The following is an 18,440-nucleotide window of genomic DNA, read 5'->3' on the forward strand; positions in this document are numbered from 1 at the left end:
CCTAACTATTTGGGGCTCGCTGAATTCAGCGAGCCCCAAATAGTTAGGCGAGCGGTGGGTTGGGCGGTGGCGGTGGCGGGTAGGCAGGTGGTGGCCTCAGCCGACGGGTTGCGGCTGGGTGACACCGAGCAGGGCCCGCGCCTGGGACGCGATGGCCTCGGCGGTGAGCCCGTACTGCTCCATCAGGTAGCGGGTGGTGCCCACCTGACCGAATTGCTCCCGGACGCCGACCCGGTACTGCCGGGTGGGCAGCTCTTCGGCAAGGGTCTCGGCCACCGCCGAGCCGAGGCCGTTGATCACGTTGTGGTTCTCACAACTGACCACCGCCCCGGTCCGGGACACCGATTCGAGCAGCACCTCGGCGTCCAGCGGCTTGACCCGGAACATGTCGAGCACGTCGGCCTCGATGCCCTCCGCGGCCAGCAGGTCCGCCGCGGCCAGCGCCTCGGCGACCTCGATGCCGCAGGCGGCCAGGGTGACGTCCGAGCCGCGCCGCAGCCGGCGGGCGCCGGCGGTGCCGAAATCGGTGCCGTCGGGGTAGATGTCGCGCGCCGCCTGCTTGCGGATGGTGCGGACGTAGGTCAGCCCCTTGCGTTCGTAAGCGCCGCGCAGCACCGCCGCGAACTGCACCGGGTCACAGACGTCGTAGACGTGGATGCCGGGGATCACCCGGACGATGCCCATGTCCTCGAACGTCATGTGGGTGCCGCCGTTGTGCTCGGCGGTGACCCCGGCGTCCGAACCCACCAGGCAGGCGCTGAGCTTGGCGTAGGCCAGCGAGACGAAGATCTGGTCCATCGCCCGCCGGGCCAGGAACTGGCCGAAGGAGTGCACGAAGGCGAAGCCACCGGTCAGGTTCAGCCCGGCGGCGGCGCTCACCATGTGCGCCTCCATGATCCCGACGTTCAGGTAGTGCGCGCCCAACTGGTCGCGCAGCCCCGACGTCCCCATCGAACTGCTCAGGTCGGCCTCCAGGGCGTAGACGTCCGGGTGCGCGTCGAACAGCTCACGCACCGTGGACGCGTACACCGCGCGCAGTTCCTGACCACTCAGCCCGCTCACCTGTCGGCTCCTTCGAGTTCGGCCTGCAGTTGGGCCATCGCCTCGGCGACGGCCGCCTTGCCCACCGCGTCCAGCCGGACGTGGTGGTTGTCCTTCAGTTCGGCGATGTAGGGCACCCCGGCGCCCTTGACGGTGTCGAGCACCAGCACGGTCGGCGCGTCGGTGACCTCCCGGGCCCGGGCCAGGGCCGCGGCGATCGCCTCGGCGTCCTGCCCCGGGACGCTCTCGGCATGGAAGCCGAAGGCGGCGAATTTCCCGGTGAAATTCGCGGTGCCCGAGATGTCCGTCGTCCAACCGTCCAGCTGGCGCTTGTTGTCGTCCACCAGCAGCACCAGGTTGTGCAGGTTGTTCCGCGCGATGAATTGCGCGGCCTCCCAGCACTGTCCCTCGTTGAGCTCGCCGTCGCCGACGATGCAGTAGACCCGGTTGCTGCGTCCGTCCGCCTTGAGCCCGTAGGCGATGCCGGCGGCGACCGAGATGCCCTGGCCCATCGAGCCGGTGGTCATCTCCACCCCCTCGACCTTGTTGCGGTCGGCATGCGAGGGCAGGTCGGTGCCGTTGGCGTTCAGCGTGAACAGCTTCTCCACCGGCATGAACCCGCGCAACGCGAGGGTTGCGTACAGCGCCGGGGCGCCGTGCCCCTTGGACAGCACGACGTAGTCACGCTCGTCCCAAGCGGGATTCGCGGGATCGTGCCGCACCTCCCGGCCGTAGAGCGCGGCCAGTGCCTCGACGATGGACAGGCTGCCGCCGAAGTGTCCGTAGCCCAGCCCATGAAGCATCTTCAGGACGAGGCCACGGACCTGCGCGGCGAACCGGGTGAGATCGGTTGTGGTCGCGGTTGCTTCGCTCACTTGGCGACGCTCGCCTCCTCGACGGCCGCCTTGTTGCTGCGGCCCTTGGTGACGATGCTGTAGCCGATCATCAGGGCGAAGCTGATGGCCAGGCCGGCGATGATGCCGATCTGGCCGGCGTTGGCGCCCAGACCACCGAAGACGATGCCCATGATGGTGAAGTCGAAGTCCGAGAACGTCGTATTCGCGAAGCCCAGCGACCCCAGCACCGGCATCAGCGCGATCGGCAGGAAGCTGATCGCGATGCCCTGGATGAACGACCCGGCGACCGAGCCCTTCAGGCCACCGGTGGCGTTGCCGAACACACCCGCCGTGGCGCCGCAGAAGAAGTGCGGAACGACGCCCGGAATGACCACCGGCAGGCCGGTGAAGGCCATGATCGCCATCGACACCAGGCCGCCGGCGAACGAGGACAGGAAGCCGATCAGCACCGCGTTCGGGGCGAAGGTGTAGACGATCGGGCAGTCCAGCGCCGGGATCGAGTTCGGCACCAGCTTCTCCGAGATGCCCTTGAACGCCGGGACGATCTCGTTCAGCACCAGCCGGACGCCCTGCAGGATCACATACACGCCGGCGGCGAACTGGCCGCCCTTGGTGAGCGCGAAGACCACCAGGTTCCCACCGTCGGGGTAGTTCTCGGTGATGTAGCCCTGACCGGCCGCGAAAGCGACGATCAGGTAGACGATCATCATGGTCAGCGCGATCGCGACGGTACTGTCCCGCAGGAACGCCAGGCCCTTGGGGAAGTTGACGTCCTCGGTGGAGTGCACCTTCGCCCGGGAGCGGTTCAGCATCCGCCCGGTGAAGCCCGCCATCCAGTACCCGCCGCCACCGAAGTGACCCAGGCCGACGCCGTCGCTGCCGGTCATCTCACGCATGTACTTCTGCAGGATGAACGGCGACAGGCTCATCACCAGGCCCAGCGCCAACGCACCCACCGCGATCAGACCGAAGTCGGTGAAGCCGGCGACGGTGAAGATGACGGCCAGCATGGCAGCCATGTACAGGGTGTGGTGACCGGTCAGGAAGATGTGCTTGAAGCTGGTGAACCGCGCGATCAGGATGTTCACGAGCATGCCGAAGAACATGATCAGCGCCGTCGTGGAGCCGTACTGCTGCAGCGCCACCGACACGATCGCCTCGTTGTTCGGGACGATGCCGCGAATGTTGAAGCCGGCCTGGAACATGCCGCCCAGCGGCTCCAGCGCATCGGTCACGATGCCGGCGCCGCCGGACAGCACCAGGAAGCCGACGAAGGTCTTCAGGGTGCCCTTGATCATGTCCGGGGCCGGCTTGCGCAGCAGGGCCAGACCGATCAGGGCGATCAGCGCGACCAGGAAGGCCGGCGCCTTGACGATGTCGAGGATGAAACCGATGACTTCGTTCATCGGGTCCGGCCTCAGATCAGGCCGAGCTCACGGCAGGTCTGGGTGACCTTCTCGCGCAGCTCGTCCATATCGATGATGCTGTCCAGCACCACGACCTTGGCGTCCACCGAGACGCCTTCGGCCACGTCGCGGGCCAGGAAGAAGACGTCGGCGGCCCCCGGCGAGATGCTGCTGACGTCGGAGTGCTCGACCTCGACGCCGGAGACGCCGAGCTCCTTGAGCACCTTCTCGATGTTCATCTGGACCATGAAGCTGGAGCCAAGACCCGACCCACAAGCTGCGGTGAACTTCATTGTTACTTCCCTTTCGGTTGGGTTCGTGCCGACGCCGTGTCGGCACGGCTTAGCCGGCCCGAGAGGCCGGAACTACCGTGAGCCGATCCGTGGATCAGGCTTCGTCGAAGACCGCGAGCACCTCGGCGGCGGTCGTGGCGGCCTTCATCCGCTCCACCCGGGCATCGTCGGTGAGCACACCGGCGAGCTTCTGCAGCATCGCCAGGTGTGAGTTGGTGTCGGTGGCCGCCAGCATGATGAACACGTCGATGGCGTGATCGGCCTGATCCAGCAGCAGCACCGGCGTCCGGGTACGCAGCATCGCCAGCGCCTGAGCATTGGCGCCCGCCTCCGGACGAGCATGCGGCATCGCGATGCCCTTGCCCAGATCGAAATACGGGCCCATCTTCTGCGCGGTCTCGATCACCGCCTCGACATAGCTCGACTCGACCGCACCCTGCTCCACCAGCGGCGCCCCGCAACGCCGGACCGCGGTCTTCCAGTCCAGCGCCTCATCGGTGAACTGGATGCGCTCCTCGGTGAGGCCGGAGGATCCGCTCTGATCCTGTCCTTGTATCATTATGGCGTCCCTACATCATGTTGTAATAACCTGTGGGTCAGCGTAGGTGCCCGATCGAATCGGTGTCCAGGGAATGGGAGAATTCGTCCACCAGGGGTGCCGACCGTGCGAGCGAATCACGCCGCAGTCACCTCAGAGGGGAGGAGCGGTGGAGGAAGGGACGGCCAAGTACGCTGCCGTGCGCGACCATCTCGCCGACCGGATCAAGGGCATGTCCCCCGGAGACCGTCTGCCTGCCGAGCATGCGCTCTGCGCCGAATACGGGGTGAGCCGGATCACCGTCCGTCGCGCCGTGGAGGAGCTGGTCAAGCAGGGCAAGCTGGTTCGCGAGCAGGGACGCGGCACCTTCGTCACCCAACCGCAGTACCTGGAGCACTTCCACGAGACGTTCGCCGACACGGTGCTCGGCCTCTACCGGCAGCAGCACGCGCTGGGCCGCACCGTCACCACCAAGGTGTTGCGGCAGCGCCTGGTCCGCTCCGCCGAGGCCGCCGGGGCGATCGGGCTCAGCCCGGCCGACGAACTGCTCGAACTGGAACGACTGCGCTACGTCAACGACGTGCTGCATCAGATGGTGGTCACCTGGCTCCCGGCCGCCCGCTTCCCGGACGTGGTCACCCACGACTTCCGGGAGGGATCACTGTTCGACTTCCTGCAATTGCGCTACGGGGTCGAACTGGTCCGCAACGAGCTGCTGGTCAACATCGACCACGCCACCGCCCGTGAAGCCAGCGGCCTCGGCGTCCCGCAGGGCACCTGCCTGCTCTCCATCCGGTCCACGGTCTTCGACACCGAGGGCACCCCGGTCGCCTTCGGGATCACCCACAACACCCCCGAGACCAGCGAGATCGCCATCAATATCGGGGCGCCGTAGCCGGCCTGAGCGGAGGATCTGCCAACTGCGCGAGGGATCCGAGCAGATTGAGCTTCTCGGCGCTGTCGGTGCCGGGTTGGGCGTGGTAGGCGACCAGCATCAGACCGTCGGTGCCACTGATCGCGAGCTTCTCGCGGTCGAGGTGGATGTCGCCGACCTGGGGGTGCGCGAAGGTCACCGCGGCGCCGCTGCGCGGCCCGACGTCGTGGCGTGCCCAGAGCTGCCGGAACAGTGGGCTGGCCAGGGACAACTCCCCCACCAACTCGATGAACCGCGGGTCGTCGATGTCGGTGCCGACGGACTGCCGAAAGCCCGCGATGAGTGCTCCGGCCGCCTTCGCGCCGTGAACGAACAACGCCTGCTCTTCGGGGTCGAGAAAGACGTCGCGCAGCCGATTCCTGCCGACCCGCAGCCGCGGCGAGAGTGCGGTGGCGAGCGGATTCGCTGCCAGCACGTCCAGGTAGCGGCCTTCGACGAAGGCGGGAACGGGCAGTTCGGCGACGAAGCGCGCCGTGCTCGCCGGCACGGTTTCGCGGCGCACCCGCCGGGCCGGACGACGGGGGCGTTCGGCGGCGAGGCTCAGCAGGTAGGAGTCGTCGTCGAGTTGCAGCACCCGGCCGATGGCCTGCAGCACCTGCGTGGACGGGTTGCGGTCGCGTCCCTGCTCGAGCCGCAGGTAGTACTCGGCGCTGATCCCGGCGAGCATCGCGACCTCCTCGCGGCGCAGGCCGGGCACCCGCCGCTGCCCGATGACCGGGATGCCGACCTGTTCGGGCCGGACGAGTTCGCGCCGGGCGCGCAGGTATTCGCCGAGCAGGGACGGTTCGGTGGGCATGGGTTCACCGTAGGCGCCTGGACGCTCCAGCTGGGTGTCCCTGCCACTACCAGGACCGACAGGGCACTTGGCCGGAGTTCGGCGCGGACCCACGATCGAGGCATGCCCGATTCTCTCGTCCTTGTCACCGGCGGTTCTGGATTCATCGCCGGCCACTGCATCCTCCAGCTTCTCGACCAGGGGCACCAGGTGCGCACCACCGTCCGCAGCCTGGCCCGCGAGGCAGGCGTGCGCGACGTCCTGGCCCGCGCCGGCATGACTCGCGGCGACGCGCTCGAGTTCGTTGCCGCTGACCTCACCCGCGACGGCGGCTGGGCGGACGCGATGGCCGGCGTCGACACGGCGCTCCATGTCGCCTCCCCGGTGGCGCCCGGCAAGGTGGCCGATGAGAGCGAGGTGATCAAGCCGGCCCGCGACGGCGCCCTGCGCGTCCTGCGTGCGGCCCGCGATGCCGGGGTGCGACGGGTCGTGCTGACCTCGGCGTTCCACGCGGCCGGATTCGGACACCCGCACTCGCACGACCGGTTCACCGAGGACGACTGGTCGCCGATCGACGGTCCCGGCATCGACGCCTACGGCCGCAGCAAGATCCTCGCCGAGCGTGCCGCGTGGGACTTCATCGCCTCCGAGGGGCGCGACCTGGAACTGGTCACCCTGCTGCCGGTGGCGGTGATGGGCCCCGTCCTCGGGGCGGAGATCTCCGGCTCCAACCGGCTCATCCAACGGATGCTCTCCGGCTCGATGCCCGCGGTGCCGCGCCTGTCGATCCCGATCGTGGACGTCCGCGACGTCGCCGCCGCCCACGTGGCCGCCATCGACGCTCCGGACGCCGCCGGCCAGCGCATCCTGCTCGCCAGCGGGGAACCCGCCATCCCGATGAGCACCATCGCCGACACCCTGCGCAGCCATCTCGGCCAGAGCGCGGCGAAGGTGCCGACGCGGCGATTGCCGGATCTGCTGGTGCGCGTCGGGGGCCTGTTCAACACCGAGCTGCGGTCCGTCGCGGCCGAGCTCGGACTGGTCAAGCAGGTGTCGATCGACAAGGCGCGCGACCTGCTCGGCTTCCGACCGCGGCCGTCCGAGGAAGCGATCGTGGCCGCCGGGGCGAGCCTGATCGCGGCCGGGCTTGTCTAGGAGCAGGCGCCCACATGGAACATCCCACGTCGAATCCGGGTTGAGTCGTATGCACTCAACTTTGGAGCTGACATGACTACGAAGCATCTACCCGTTCTGTTCCTCGACGACATCGTGCTGCTGCCGGGCATGATCGTCCCGATCCCGCTCGACGACGCCGCGAAGACGGCGATCGATGCGGCTCAGACCTCCTCCGACGGCGAGCTGCTGGCCGCGCCGCGGCTGGACGGCCACTATGGCTCGTCCGCTGTCGTCGCCACCGTCGAACAGATCGGACGCGCCCGCGGCGGCGCTCCCGCTGCCGTGCTGCGCACCGGCCGGCGGGCCCGCATCGGCAACGGCGTGACCGGTCCCGGTTCCGCATTGTGGGTCGAGGCCGAACTCGTCGAGGACGAGGCGTCCGGCGACCGCGTCCACGAATTGGCCGAGGAGTACCGCCGGCTGGTGATCAGCGTGCTGCAGCGCCGCGAGGCCTGGCAGGTGATCGACACGGTCAGCGCCATCGACGACCCGAGCACGCTGGCCGACACCGCCGGCTGGGCGCCGTACCTCTCCAACGACCGCAAGCGGCAACTGCTGGAGGCCTCCGACGTCGAGACCCGGCTGGCGAAGCTGGTCGAATGGACCCGCGACTACCTCGCCGAGACCGAGGTCAGCGAGAAGATCGAGCACGACGTCCAGGAGTCGGTGGAGAAGCGCAACCGCGAGTTCCTGCTGCGCGAGCAGCTGAAGGCGATCCGCTCCGAGCTTGGCGAGGGTGAGCCGGACGGCAGCGACGACTACCGCGCCCGCGTCGAGGCCGCCGACCTGCCGGACGCCGTCCGCGAAGCCGCGCTACGTGAGGTGGACAAGCTGGAACGCTCCAGCGACGGCAACCCGGAGGCGGGCTGGATCCGCACCTGGCTGGACACCGTCCTCGAACTGCCGTGGTCGGTGCGCACCGACGATGCCACCGATCTGACCGCCGCCCGCGCGGTGCTGGACGCCGACCACCACGGCCTGGACGAGGTGAAGGAGCGGATCGTCGAGTACCTCGGCGTCCGGGCTCGTCGCGTCGAACGCGGCCTGCAGGTCGTCGGCGGACGCGGGTCCGGCGCGGTGATCCTGCTCGCCGGGCCGCCCGGGGTCGGCAAGACCTCGCTGGGCGAATCGGTCGCCCGCGCCCTGGGCCGCAGGTTCGTCCGGGTGGCACTGGGCGGCATCCGCGACGAGGCCGAGATCCGCGGCCATCGCCGCACCTACGTCGGCGCGCTGCCCGGCCGGATCGTCCGGGCCATCAAGGAGGCCGGTTCGATGAACCCGGTCGTGCTGCTCGACGAGGTCGACAAGGTCGGCGCCGACTACCGCGGCGACCCGGCTGCGGCCCTGCTCGAGGTGCTCGACCCGGCGCAGAACCACACCTTCCGCGACCACTACCTGGAGCTCGATCTCGACCTGTCCGACGTGCTGTTCATCGCCACCGCCAATGTGCTGGACACCATTCCGGCCGCGCTGTTCGACCGGATGGAACTGATCAGCCTGGACGGCTACACCGAGGACGACAAGGTCGCCATCGCCCGCGACTTCCTGGTGCCACGGCTGCTGGAGCGCGCCGCGCTGACCCCGGACGAGGTGAGCGTGACCGACGACGCGCTGCGTGAGATCGCCGCGCACTACACCCGCGAGCCCGGCGTCCGGGCGATGGAGCGGCTGCTGGCCAAGGCGTTCCGCAAGGTCGGGCTCAAGGAGCTGCCCGCGGTGGTCGAGGTCGGTTCGCTGAAGGAGCTGATCGGCCGGCCGCGGTTCCTGCCCGAATCGCGGGAGCGGACGGCGGTGCCGGGTGTGGCGTCCGGGCTGGCGGTGACCGGGATGGGCGGCGAGGTGCTGTACATCGAGGCGTCCCTGCTGCCCGGATCAACGATGTCGCTGACCATCACCGGCCAGCTCGGTGAGGTGATGAAGGAGTCGGCGCAGATCGCGCTGTCCTACGTCCGGGCGCACGCGGCCGAGCTCGGCATCGCCTCCGAGCAACTGGAGCATCCGGTGCATCTGCATGTGCCGGCCGGCGCGGTGCCAAAGGACGGTCCGTCCGCCGGTGTCACGATGACGACCGCGCTGGTGTCGATGCTGACCGGACGCACGGTGCGCGCCGAGGTCGGCATGACCGGCGAGGTGTCACTGACCGGGCAGGTGCTGCCGATCGGCGGCGCCAAGCAGAAGCTGCTCGCCGCCCAGCGCGCCGGGTTGACCGAGGTGTATCTGCCGCAGCGCAACGAACCCGACCTGGACGACGTCCCGGCCGAGATCCTCGCCGACGTCACCGTGCACCTGGTCTCGGACGTCCGGGAGATCCTCGCCGACGCCCTGGATCCGGTTCGTCAGCCGAGCGTGGCGGCCGCCTGAGTTGCTGCCGGTCGAGCTTGTCGAGGCTTCTGACAAGGGGTTTCGGCAAGCTCAGCCCGCGGTGGCGGAGATCCCGGCGTTCGTCGGAACGACGAACAAGCCGATCACGTCATGCCGGGATCGACCCGGAATCTCAACGATCAGCGGCCGGTGCCTGCATATACGACCGCCTCGCCGGAGGCGGAGTCCAGACCGAAGGCTGTGTGCGCGGCCCGGACGGCGGCGTCCACGTCCTCCAGGGCGACGACGACCGAGATCCGGATCTCGGAGGTGGAGATCATCTCGATATTGATCCCGGCCTCGGCGAGTGCCCGGAAGAAGGTCGCCGAAACGCCGGGGTGCGAGCGCATGCCGACGCCGATCACCGACACCTTGCCGATGCCGTCGTCGTAGATGATCTCGGCGAAGCCGATCTGCTCACGGGCGCCGTGCAAGGCGTCCAGCGCCTTGATCCGGTCGCCGCCGGGCAGGGTGAAGGTGATCGCGGTGTTGTCGTCGGCGATCGACTGGTTCTGCACGATCATGTCGATGTTGACGCCGGCGTCCGCCACCGCCGAGAACACCGCGGCCGCCGCACCCACCTTGTCGGGCACCCCGACGACGGTGATCTTCGACTCGCTGCGGTCGTGCGCCACACCGGTGATCAGCGGTTGCTCCATGGCAGAACCTTCCTCGTGCTTGATGTCCTTGACCCAGGTGCCCGGCTTCGTCGAGAACGACGACCGGACGTGAACCGGCACGTTCTCGCGGCGGGCGTACTCCACGCAGCGCAGGTGCAGGATCTTGGCTCCCTGCGCGGCCATCTCGAGCATCTCCTCGTAGGAGATCTCGGGGATCCGGGACGCGCCCGGCACGATCCGCGGGTCGGCGGTGAAGACGCCGTCCACGTCGGAGTAGATCTCGCAGTAGTCGGCGTTCAGCGCGGCGGCCAACGCCACCGCGGTGGTGTCGGACGCCCCGCGACCCAGCGTGGTGATGTCCTTGGAGGTCTGCGAAACCCCCTGGAAGCCGGCCACGATGACGATGTCGCCGTCGTCCAGCGCGGTCTTGATCCGGCCGGGCGTGATGTCGATGATCCGGGCGTCGCCGTGGGTGCCGGTGGTGATCACCCCGGCCTGCGAGCCGGTGAACGAGCGCGCCTCGAAGCCGAGGTCGTTGATCGCCATCGCCAGCAGCGCGGCACTCATCCGCTCGCCGGAAGTGAGCAGCATGTCGAGCTCGCGGGGACGCGGCTGCGGCGACACCTCCAGCGCCAGGTCCATCAGCTCATCGGTGGTGTCACCCATCGCCGAGATCACCACGACCACCTCGGCGCCCCGGGCCTTGGTGTCGACGATGCGCTGAGCCACTCGTTTGATGCTGGGGGCGTCGGCCACCGACGACCCGCCGAACTTCTGCACGACGCGCAAGGCTTGCCCTCCCTGAAGTTGAACCTCGTCTACTTTGCCAGACCTTGCCGGCCACCCGTCCCGGCAGCCGCCCCTCGGGCGGTGCGGATCGAGACTCCGCCGACGTGACAGCGGGGACGGTTCCTCCGATTCACCGGAAGAACCGCCCCCGCGGCGTCACTCGAACGGGTTCAGCGCTTGAGGAAGACCGTCGTGGCCTTGCCGCCGACGCTCGACACCACGACCTTGCCGCTGCGGTAGACCAGCACCCGCGCCGACATCGCCGCAGCGAGGTTCAGCCGCTGCCACGATCCCGGGGCGGTGCCGTGCCGGCTGGACCAGGTGGTGTCCAGCGGGTGGCCGGAGCGGGCCTCGGTCTGCGCCAGCACCGAACGGCGCTGCTTGCCGGTGAGCTTCGGGAAGACGGTCTGCAGCAGGCTCTCGGCACCCGCGGGCACCGACGCCGACTGGGTGACCGAACGCACCGGGGCGAACCCGTAGCCGAGCCGCTCGGTGTAGACCTTGACCGCCGTCTTGCGGTTCTTCACGATCTGGCTGGTTCCGCCGGGGAGCTTCTTGCCGCCGTAGGGATTGTCGGCGTACGCCTTGTCCTTGGCGATGCAGGTGGCCAGCTTGGCCCCGCATTCCGTCTCCAGGTACGACACCAGCTCGGCGCGGGCCGGCTTCAGCACCGCGTCCCGGAACGCCGAATCGCCCCAGCGCTTGGCCATCGCCTGCTGGCCGACGATCCGTCCGCCGATGATGTCCAGCGAGTAGTGGACGCCCACCACCATCCGGTTGTTGCCGGCCTCCGAGGCCCGGGTCAGGATCTCCGGGGCCAGTTCGGGCAGCAGCATCGCCAAGGTGATCGCGGCCTGGTAGGCGGTCGCGGTGTGACCGCTGGGGAACGATCCCCCGGTGCAGAGCCCCTTCTCACCGTAGGAACCGGTGAGCGGCACGTCGATGTCGGCGAACTCGTGGGTGGTGTCCGTCCGGCTGGCCAGTCGAGTGATCTTCAGATTGCCCTTGGCGTCCGCCCACGGCTTGCCCTTGCGGTTGCCCACCAGCGAGGAGCTGTTCACCTTGCTCGGGGCGCAGGCGTCCTCGTCGCCGGCGACCGGGGCCGCGTTCGGGTCGGCGCTCAGATACGGACGCGGATGGCTGAATGCCGGCTTCGACAGGTCGGTGTTCACATACGCCCCGGAGGTGCCGTTCTTGCTGTTGATCAGCGCCGCGGTGAGCGGCAGCTTGTCGGCGATCCGGCCCTGCGCGTAGAGCTGGCCCAGCTTGCTGCCCAGCCCGTCGGCGATGCTGATCGACTGGTCGTAGCCGGAGCCGTCCGACTCCAGGTATTTGGCGTTCTGCAACGCCCGGAATTGCTGCTTCGCGGTGGCGTTCTGGTTGATCCAGCTGGTCACCCGGTCGTTCCATTGCAGCGCCGGGCCGTTCTTCACCGTGCCGTGCAGATCGTTCTGCCCGGAGGTCTGCCACAGGTCGCTGTAGCCGCTCAGCGCGGCGATCTGATCGGGTTTGGCGTCATCGCTGGGGAACGTGGTGACTGCCTGCGCGGGCGCCGCGGCGCCGGACGCCAGCAACGTCAGCGCGGCCACACCGGCCAGCGCGCAGCGGCCGACCGACCGTCGCCGGGCATGCCGAGGAGAGGTGTTGTTCATGGAATTGCTCATCGCCTTTCGTTTGCGACAGGGGGTTTCGCGGGCGTGGCGGCGGCTCCAGTGCCCCGCCCACCCGGTCATCGCGATGTCCGGCCAGCATGCTCCCGTCCCGGTTTGCCTGTCAATGCGCTGTGGCCCGGCGTTCCGGCGGCGTCGTCCGAGAGGACCGATGAGGGCCGCGAACAGATGTGAACGGCACGTCCCATCCACAGCCCGCTGGGCGACCGACCGGTAGCGTGTCTGCCATGACCGATCCGATCCGTTGGGGCATCGCGGGCCCCGGACGCATGGCTGCCGCGATCGTGCCCGAGTTCGCCCTGGCCGGCAACGCCGAACTGGTCGCGGTCGGCTCACGGTCGGCCGAACGGGCCGAGGTCTTCGCGACCGAGCACGGCGTCCCGCGCTGGCACTCGTCCTATCAGGCCCTGGTCGAGGACCCGGCCGTCCAGGCGATCTACGTCGCCACCCCGCATCCGCAGCACACCGACATCGCGCTGGCCGCCATCGCCGCCGGCAAGGCGGTGCTGATCGAGAAGGCGTTCACCGCCACCGTCGCCGACACCGAACAGATCGTGGCCGCGGCGCGGCAGGCCGGCGTGTTCGCCATGGAGGCGATGTGGACCCGGTTCAACCCGGCGATCGCACACCTGCGCGAGATCATCGCCGCCGGTGAGATCGGCGAGATCCGCGGCTGCCAGGGCGACCTGACCGCCTTCCGCGAGTTCGATCCCGACGACCGGCTGTTCGACCCGGCCAAGGGCGGCGGCGCCGTCCTCGACCTCGGCGTCTACGTGATCTCGTTCGCCCAGCACTTCCTCGGCACCCCGGACGTGGTCCGCGCCGTCGGCGGACGCTACTCCTCCGGCGTCGAGGGCGAGTTCTCGGTGCTGCTCGGCTACGGCGACGGACGCTCGGCCACCCTGGCCGGCGCCTTCACCGCCTACGGCCCGGGCCGGATGATGCTGACCGGCACCAAGGGTTGGGTGGACGTCCACCCGCGTTTCCACCGGGCCGCCTCGGTGACCATCTGGCGGGAGAAGACCCCGGAACAGCTGGAGTTCGACTCCGGCTACCGCTACGAGATCGAGCACGTCGGCGAATGCCTGGCCGCCGGACTCACCGAGAGCCCGGTGATGCCGCTGGCCGACACCGTCGCCGTGCAGCGGATCATGGCCGAGGTGCTCGACCAGATCTGAGCGGGTGCCCTGGCTCGAACCAGATTCTTGTGCTTATGGCCGGCGCCGTTGACGCCGATTCGGCGTCGAACCGGTTTCTTGTGGTTCTGAGGCCCTTCGAGAGGCCCCACAACCACAAGAAAGCGGTTCGAGCGTGAATAGTCGGATGAGCTGGGAGCCATAACCACCAGAATCCGGTTCGAGCTCACGCCCGAGCCGGCAGTCGGCCCGGGCGTCACTCCCGAAGTGTTTGCCACAATGCAACCCACTGCTCGACGGCCAGGTCGCGGGGCAACGCGTCGGGGGTGACGCCAGCGTGCGCCATGGCACGGCGGACGACTGGTCGGCCGACCTGCGCCGCGCCTTGGAGGACCTGCGCGAGCGAGCCCCCGCGTCCGGTGAAGACGGCGCGGACGAAGCCCTGGTACCGACGCCGATCGGCAACCGGCAGCAGGGGTGAGCCGCGCCGGGTGATCGCCAGGATGCCGCCGTCGACGCTCGGGCTGGGGTCGAACCCCCAGCGGGGAACCCGGCCCCGCAGTTCGAACACGAACCACGGCCCGCTCTGGGCGGTCATCAGGGTGCCGCCCCCGACGCCGGCCCGCTTGCGCGCCACCTCCCACTGCGTCACCAGGACAGCGTGCAGCCACCGTGGCTCGCTCAGCAGGCGGCGCAGGATCGGCGTGGTGAGGTGGAAGGGGACGTTGCCCACTACGACCGGCGTGCGCACCGGATAGCGCAGCGCGTCGGCGTGCACCACCCGGACGCCGGGCAGCGCCCGGGCGAGCCGCCGCGTCCGGTGTTCGTCGAGGTCGATCGCGGTGAGCGGACGTCCGGACGCGGCGAGCGGGCGGGTGAGGGCACCGTCGCCGGCGCCGAGTTCCAGGATCGGGCCGCGGGTGCCGGCCACCAGGCTGGTGATCGTGTCTATCGAGGGTTGATGGGTGAGGAAGTTCTGGCCGAGCTCGTGCCGGCCGCCGTGCAGAGAACGAGGCATTGGGTGCGCTCCAAGAAGTGATGCGGAGCACCCCGTGCGGGCAGCGTTGGCTACGTGAGAGCGCCCGTCCGAGGTGCAGTTGACGTCTCGGAAGGACGGCGCGCCTATGCGAGCGAGAGCGAGCGCGCCGTCAGGCGCGGCGGTCGCGGAAGGTGAAGAAGCGCCCCGTCACGAGCGCACTATCTATCGTTCCCACGGCACGACGATAGCGTGTCGTGCCGCTGAGTCATCGGTCGTAGATCTCGCGAGGGTGACCGGCTCGGACGACGGCGACGACCAACTCCTCATCGAATACGTCGTAGATCACCCGGTAGTCACCGACGCGGATGCGCCAGGCGGTCCGTTCTCCGACGAGCTTCTTCGCCCCGTGCGGTCTCGGATCGCCTTGCAGACCGCCGATCGCGTCCAGGACACGATCGCGCGCCGGACGCGGGAGCTTCTTGACCTGGCGAGCCGCGGCTGCAGTGAACTCGACGCGATAGCTCACGAGAGGAGATCGGCACGCAGTTCATCGAGCGTTACGCGCGTGCCGTCGTCGTCCGCCTTGGCCTGACGGTACGCGGCGACGTCGTGCGCCATCTCGAACTCTTCGAGAGCTTCCAGGTCGGCCACGCTCACCACGACAGCGGCGAGCTTGCCGTTACGCGTCACGCCGATGCGCTCACCGGCGTACATCGCACGCCCGAGCACCTCGGAGAGCTTGCTGCGCAGCTCGCGAGTAGAGACTTCGCTCGTCACGGTGTCCATGTGTTCATATTAGCAATTGACGTCAATGTGTACATACTGACGCCTGGCTCCGAAACCGCTCGGACACCGCAGCTCGATCCACGACGAACTGAACCTCAGGCCAGCTTGTGCCGCTTCCGGGCCGTGCTGTTCACGTTCTCCAGGAAGTCGCCGGCGCCGATCGGGGCACCGGGCTGCAGCCAGGCGGCCGGGACGTCCGCCACGGCGAGCTGCACCGGGGTGTCCACCAGCACCAGCGGCAGGGTGTGGGTGACCGTCGAGGGGTAGCTGACCATCAGGCGGCTGACCGGGCCGCGGCGCACCGCGATCTCCAGCGGGACGTCCGGACGGACCACGGTCAGCCCAGTGCCGGCCTCGATCGTCGCCAGCTTGGCGTCGCTCTCCCGGCGATGCGCGAAGTAGCGGCCGGCGCCGAACCGCTCGGCGACCGCCATCACGCCGGCCAGGTAGCGGTCGGCGTCCACCACTCCGCTCTCGACCAGCGAGGTGCCGATCACGTCCGCGGTGTCCCGCACCTTCGGCGGGCCGAACCGGCTGCGCGTCCAGGCGAAGGTGTTGGCGCTCTGCCGGGTGCCTTCGGGGCCCTGCACCGGCATCGCGGTGAACACCTCCACGGTGCGGCCGTCCCGCTTCGACGGGGTGAAGAAGTCGCGGGCGTGCTCCGACAGCAGGTCGATGACGACATCGCGTCCACCCTCGGCCAGGTGCCAGCGGGTGAGCCGGTCGCCGCGGGTGAGCTGAGCGATGAACGAGATGGTGGCGGTGCCGTCGTCGACCACCACCACGTCGGACACGTCGGCCAGCGGCAGCACGGCCTGGACGAACCGGGAGAACGGGTCGCCGATCACCAGCCGTTCCGCCTTGACCAGCTTGGGGAACAGCTCCCAGGCCACCGCCACCATGGACGCCGCCGACTTCCGCGGCTCATACCAGGTGGCGGTCAGCCCGGCGTCGCGGGCCAGCTCGGCCATCGCCTCCAGCTGCAGCCGGGTGGCCGGATCCCGCGGAGGCAGCACCGCCAGCCGGGTCTGCTGCAACAGCCCGTGGTGGAACGCCCATTCGATGACGTTCAGCAGTTGCGCGGGGCTCTCCACCAGCGCCAGGGTGGTCCGCTTCTGCTTGCGGTGCTTGCTGCCCATCGCGCGTCAGGCCACCCTGGTGGCCTGGTCGGCCACCACGCCGGACACCCGGCGCAGCTTGCGCATCGCGGCGTACTCGCCCTCGTAGACCCGCTTCACCCCGTCGCCCAGTGCCTCGGAGATCACCCGGATGTCACGCACCAGCCGGGTCAGCCCGGCCGGCTCCAGCGAGGCGGCCTGATCCGAACCCCACATGGTGCGGTCCAGGGTGATGTGCCGCTCGATGAAGCTGGCGCCCAGCGCCGCCGCCGCCACCGTGGTCTGCAGGCCGCGCTCGTGGCCGGAGTAGCCGATCGGCACGTTGGGGTATTCGGTCATCAGCGTCTCGATGGCCCGCAGGTTGAGCTCGTCGTTGGCCGCCGGGTAGGTGGAGGTGGCGTGGCACAGCACCACGTTGCTGCTGCCCAGCACCTCGACGGCGTGCCGAATCTGCGCCGGGGTCGACATGCCGGTGGACAGGATCACGGTGCGTCCGGACGCCCGCGCGGCCCGGAGCAGCTCGTCGTCGGTCAGGCAGGCCGAGGCGATCTTGTGGGCCGGCACGTCGAAGCCGTCCAGGAAGTCCAGGCTGGCCACGTCCCACGGCGAGGCGAACCAGTCGATGCCCTGGTCACGGCAGTATTCGTCGATGATCCGGTACTCGTCGGCGCCGAACTCGATGCGGTGCCGGTAGTCGATGTAGCGCATCCGGCCCCAGGGGGTGTCGCGCTCCACGTCCCACTGATCCGGCGGGGTGCAGACGTCCGGGGTCCGCTTCTGGAACTTCACCGCGTCGGCGCCGGCGGCGACCGCGACGTCGATCAGGGCCAGTGCGGTGCTGACCTCGCCGTTGTGGTTGAGGCCGATCTCGGCGGTGATGTAGACGGGATTGCCGGGTCCGATCCGGCGGCTGCCGATCAGTCGTTCGCGGCTGGAGGTGGTCATGGGTCGAGGTCCTTTCCGAGGATCCAGGAGGCGATTTCACGTACGGCTCCGTGCCCTCCCGGCACGGAGGTGACCAGCCGCGCGCGCTCGCGCACGACCGGATGGGCGGAGGCGACCGCGACCGGCCACCCGACCAGGGCGAAGCAGCCCAGGTCGTTGACGTCGTTGCCGGCGTAGAGCACCCGGGCGGGCTGGACGCCCTCGCGTCCGCACCAGTCGCGCAGCACGGTGGCCTTGTCGGCGACGCCGTGCAGCACCGGGACGCCGAGCTTGCGGGCCCGGGCCCGCACCACCGGGTTGGTCTCGCTGGAGAGGATCAGCACCGGGATGCCGGCCCGGCGCAGCGCGGCGATGCCGAGCCCGTCGCCGCGGTGCACCCGGACCTGCTCGGTGCCGTCGGAGGCGATCTGCACCGAGTCGTCGGTCTGGGTGCCGTCGAAGTCCAGCACCACGGCGTCCAGCTGGTCGCGGCCGGGGACGGACGTCGCGTCGTCCAGCAGCGGCGCCAGCGCCCGGGCCCGCTCCAGGTCGTCCGGCTCGTCGATCTCCAGCACCCGGCCGGGGTCGGTCTCCACCAGCACGGTGCGGCCGAAGAAGCGGTGCCCGGCCGTCCGGAAACCGTCGGCGCGCATCGCGTAGGCGGCGCCGGTCTCCAAGAACTCGGGGGTGCGGTCCTGGCGCCGGAGCCGTCCGGACGCCTCGTGGTTCACCCCGACCGCGGCACCGGAGCCGTCGCGCCGCCACAGGAAGCCGTGGCTGGGCGCGGCGGTGAAGGCGCTGTCGGCGCCGGCCCGGACGACGGCCACGCAGGCCGCGATCTCGGACGCCGTGACGAACGGGCTGGTGCACTGCACCATCACCAGCACCTCGACCGGTGCTCCGGTGCGGACGGCGTGGTCGTCCAGGGCGTGCAGCAGCGCCGACTCGCTGGACGCCGCGTCGCCGGCCAGCTCCGCCGGACGCCGGGTGACCCGGGCGGCCGCGGCCTCCGCGACGGCCGCGATCGCGTCGTCGTC

General features: G+C 69.5%; 18 protein-coding genes. 4 read left to right on the plus strand and 14 right to left on the minus strand.

Going from position 1 to position 18,440, the window contains the following annotated elements; genetic code table 11:
- Positions 1-96: 96 nt before the first annotated feature.
- The 5 genes from QM582_RS16695 to QM582_RS16715 all read right to left on the minus strand — a co-directional run bounded on the left by QM582_RS16695 (position 97) and on the right by QM582_RS16715 (position 4,156).
- Entirely contained in the window at positions 97-1,062 is a 966-nt protein-coding gene (locus QM582_RS16695; RefSeq protein ID WP_415086288.1) for a transketolase family protein, read from the minus strand.
- Complete coding sequence (locus tag QM582_RS16700) at positions 1,059-1,916, minus strand: transketolase (protein ID WP_415086290.1); 858 nt, start codon at positions 1,914-1,916, stop codon at positions 1,059-1,061. The genes QM582_RS16695 and QM582_RS16700 overlap by 4 nt, the downstream gene beginning before the upstream one ends.
- Complete coding sequence (locus tag QM582_RS16705; RefSeq protein ID WP_415086292.1) at positions 1,913-3,304, minus strand: PTS ascorbate transporter subunit IIC; 1,392 nt, start codon at positions 3,302-3,304, stop codon at positions 1,913-1,915. The genes QM582_RS16700 and QM582_RS16705 overlap by 4 nt, the downstream gene beginning before the upstream one ends.
- Positions 3,305-3,315: 11 nt before the next feature.
- Positions 3,316-3,597, minus strand: coding sequence for a PTS sugar transporter subunit IIB (locus QM582_RS16710; RefSeq protein WP_415086294.1), 282 nt, complete (start codon positions 3,595-3,597; stop codon positions 3,316-3,318).
- Between the two features lie 94 nt (positions 3,598-3,691).
- On the minus strand, positions 3,692-4,156 hold the full coding sequence (locus tag QM582_RS16715; protein WP_415086295.1) for a PTS sugar transporter subunit IIA: 465 nt from the start codon (positions 4,154-4,156) through the stop codon (positions 3,692-3,694).
- Positions 4,157-4,304: 148 nt separating this feature from the next.
- On the opposite strand from QM582_RS16715, the gene QM582_RS16720 reads away from it, so the two are divergent.
- Positions 4,305-5,030: a GntR family transcriptional regulator gene (locus tag QM582_RS16720; RefSeq protein WP_415086297.1), complete on the plus strand. Its 726-nt coding sequence runs from the start codon at positions 4,305-4,307 to the stop codon at positions 5,028-5,030.
- Here the strand turns inward: QM582_RS16720 and QM582_RS16725 are convergent.
- A complete protein-coding gene (locus tag QM582_RS16725; protein ID WP_415086299.1) occupies positions 5,011-5,865 on the minus strand; it encodes a helix-turn-helix domain-containing protein in 855 nt (284 codons plus the stop codon). The genes QM582_RS16720 and QM582_RS16725 overlap by 20 nt on opposite strands.
- Before the next feature lie 102 nt (positions 5,866-5,967).
- Between QM582_RS16725 and QM582_RS16730 the strand changes: the two genes are divergently transcribed.
- Both QM582_RS16730 and lon read left to right on the plus strand, forming a co-directional pair.
- Entirely contained in the window at positions 5,968-6,999 is a 1,032-nt protein-coding gene (locus tag QM582_RS16730; RefSeq protein WP_415086301.1) for an NAD-dependent epimerase/dehydratase family protein, read from the plus strand.
- Between the two features lie 72 nt (positions 7,000-7,071).
- Complete coding sequence (gene lon / locus QM582_RS16735; RefSeq protein WP_415086303.1) at positions 7,072-9,381, plus strand: endopeptidase La; 2,310 nt, start codon at positions 7,072-7,074, stop codon at positions 9,379-9,381.
- Positions 9,382-9,521: 140 nt separating this feature from the next.
- Here the strand turns inward: lon and QM582_RS16740 are convergent, their stop codons facing one another.
- Positions 9,522-10,790 (minus strand): aspartate kinase, encoded by a 1,269-nt coding sequence (locus tag QM582_RS16740; RefSeq protein ID WP_415086304.1) that lies wholly within the window; start codon positions 10,788-10,790, stop codon positions 9,522-9,524.
- Positions 10,791-10,960: 170 nt separating this feature from the next.
- On the minus strand, positions 10,961-12,454 hold the full coding sequence (locus QM582_RS16745; protein WP_415086305.1) for a phosphatase PAP2 family protein: 1,494 nt from the start codon (positions 12,452-12,454) through the stop codon (positions 10,961-10,963).
- A gap of 233 nt (positions 12,455-12,687) precedes the next feature.
- On the opposite strand from QM582_RS16745, the gene QM582_RS16750 reads away from it, so the two are divergent.
- Entirely contained in the window at positions 12,688-13,638 is a 951-nt protein-coding gene (locus QM582_RS16750) for a Gfo/Idh/MocA family protein (RefSeq protein ID WP_415086307.1), read from the plus strand.
- A gap of 214 nt (positions 13,639-13,852) precedes the next feature.
- Here QM582_RS16750 and erm read toward each other — a convergent pair whose 3' ends face one another.
- From erm to QM582_RS16780, 6 genes are all read right to left on the minus strand, one after another.
- Positions 13,853-14,614 carry a 23S ribosomal RNA methyltransferase Erm gene (erm, locus tag QM582_RS16755; protein ID WP_415086309.1) on the minus strand — a complete coding sequence of 254 codons (762 nt, stop codon included), beginning with the start codon at positions 14,612-14,614 and terminating at the stop codon, positions 13,853-13,855.
- A 226-nt stretch (positions 14,615-14,840) separates the two neighbouring features.
- Positions 14,841-15,101, minus strand: coding sequence for a type II toxin-antitoxin system RelE family toxin (locus QM582_RS16760; protein ID WP_415086311.1), 261 nt, complete (start codon positions 15,099-15,101; stop codon positions 14,841-14,843).
- The gene (locus QM582_RS16765) at positions 15,098-15,361 is read right to left on the minus strand and encodes a type II toxin-antitoxin system Phd/YefM family antitoxin (RefSeq protein ID WP_415086313.1); all 264 of its coding nucleotides are present in this window, start codon (positions 15,359-15,361) and stop codon (positions 15,098-15,100) included. The genes QM582_RS16760 and QM582_RS16765 overlap by 4 nt, the downstream gene beginning before the upstream one ends.
- Before the next feature lie 95 nt (positions 15,362-15,456).
- Entirely contained in the window at positions 15,457-16,500 is a 1,044-nt protein-coding gene (locus QM582_RS16770) for a hypothetical protein (protein WP_415086315.1), read from the minus strand.
- 6 nt (positions 16,501-16,506) lie between these two features.
- Positions 16,507-17,424: an N-acetylneuraminate synthase family protein gene (locus QM582_RS16775; RefSeq protein WP_415086316.1), complete on the minus strand. Its 918-nt coding sequence runs from the start codon at positions 17,422-17,424 to the stop codon at positions 16,507-16,509.
- On the minus strand, positions 17,421-18,440 hold a 1,020-nt coding region (locus QM582_RS16780; protein WP_415086318.1), incomplete at its 5' end, for an HAD hydrolase family protein. The genes QM582_RS16775 and QM582_RS16780, both read right to left, overlap by 4 nt.

This window comes from Micropruina sp., assembly GCF_047607385.1.
Lineage (GTDB): Bacteria > Actinomycetota > Actinomycetes > Propionibacteriales > Propionibacteriaceae > Micropruina.

What these genes read in the sequence shown, in the direction of transcription:
- QM582_RS16765 (WP_415086313.1), bottom strand. Translation starts at nt 15,361, where the DNA reads ATGGACACCGTGACGAGCGAAGTCTCTACTCGCGAGCTGCGCAGCAAG.
- QM582_RS16725 (WP_415086299.1), bottom strand. Translation starts at nt 5,865, where the DNA reads ATGCCCACCGAACCGTCCCTGCTCGGCGAATACCTGCGCGCCCGGCGC.
- QM582_RS16775 (WP_415086316.1), bottom strand. Translation starts at nt 17,424, where the DNA reads ATGACCACCTCCAGCCGCGAACGACTGATCGGCAGCCGCCGGATCGGA.
- QM582_RS16710 (WP_415086294.1), bottom strand. Translation starts at nt 3,597, where the DNA reads ATGAAGTTCACCGCAGCTTGTGGGTCGGGTCTTGGCTCCAGCTTCATG.
- QM582_RS16750 (WP_415086307.1), top strand. Translation starts at nt 12,688, where the DNA reads ATGACCGATCCGATCCGTTGGGGCATCGCGGGCCCCGGACGCATGGCT.
- erm (WP_415086309.1), bottom strand. Translation starts at nt 14,614, where the DNA reads ATGCCTCGTTCTCTGCACGGCGGCCGGCACGAGCTCGGCCAGAACTTC.
- QM582_RS16705 (WP_415086292.1), bottom strand. Translation starts at nt 3,304, where the DNA reads ATGAACGAAGTCATCGGTTTCATCCTCGACATCGTCAAGGCGCCGGCC.
- QM582_RS16770 (WP_415086315.1), bottom strand. Translation starts at nt 16,500, where the DNA reads ATGGGCAGCAAGCACCGCAAGCAGAAGCGGACCACCCTGGCGCTGGTG.
- lon (WP_415086303.1), top strand. Translation starts at nt 7,072, where the DNA reads ATGACTACGAAGCATCTACCCGTTCTGTTCCTCGACGACATCGTGCTG.
- QM582_RS16745 (WP_415086305.1), bottom strand. Translation starts at nt 12,454, where the DNA reads ATGAGCAATTCCATGAACAACACCTCTCCTCGGCATGCCCGGCGACGG.
- QM582_RS16730 (WP_415086301.1), top strand. Translation starts at nt 5,968, where the DNA reads ATGCCCGATTCTCTCGTCCTTGTCACCGGCGGTTCTGGATTCATCGCC.
- QM582_RS16715 (WP_415086295.1), bottom strand. Translation starts at nt 4,156, where the DNA reads ATGATACAAGGACAGGATCAGAGCGGATCCTCCGGCCTCACCGAGGAG.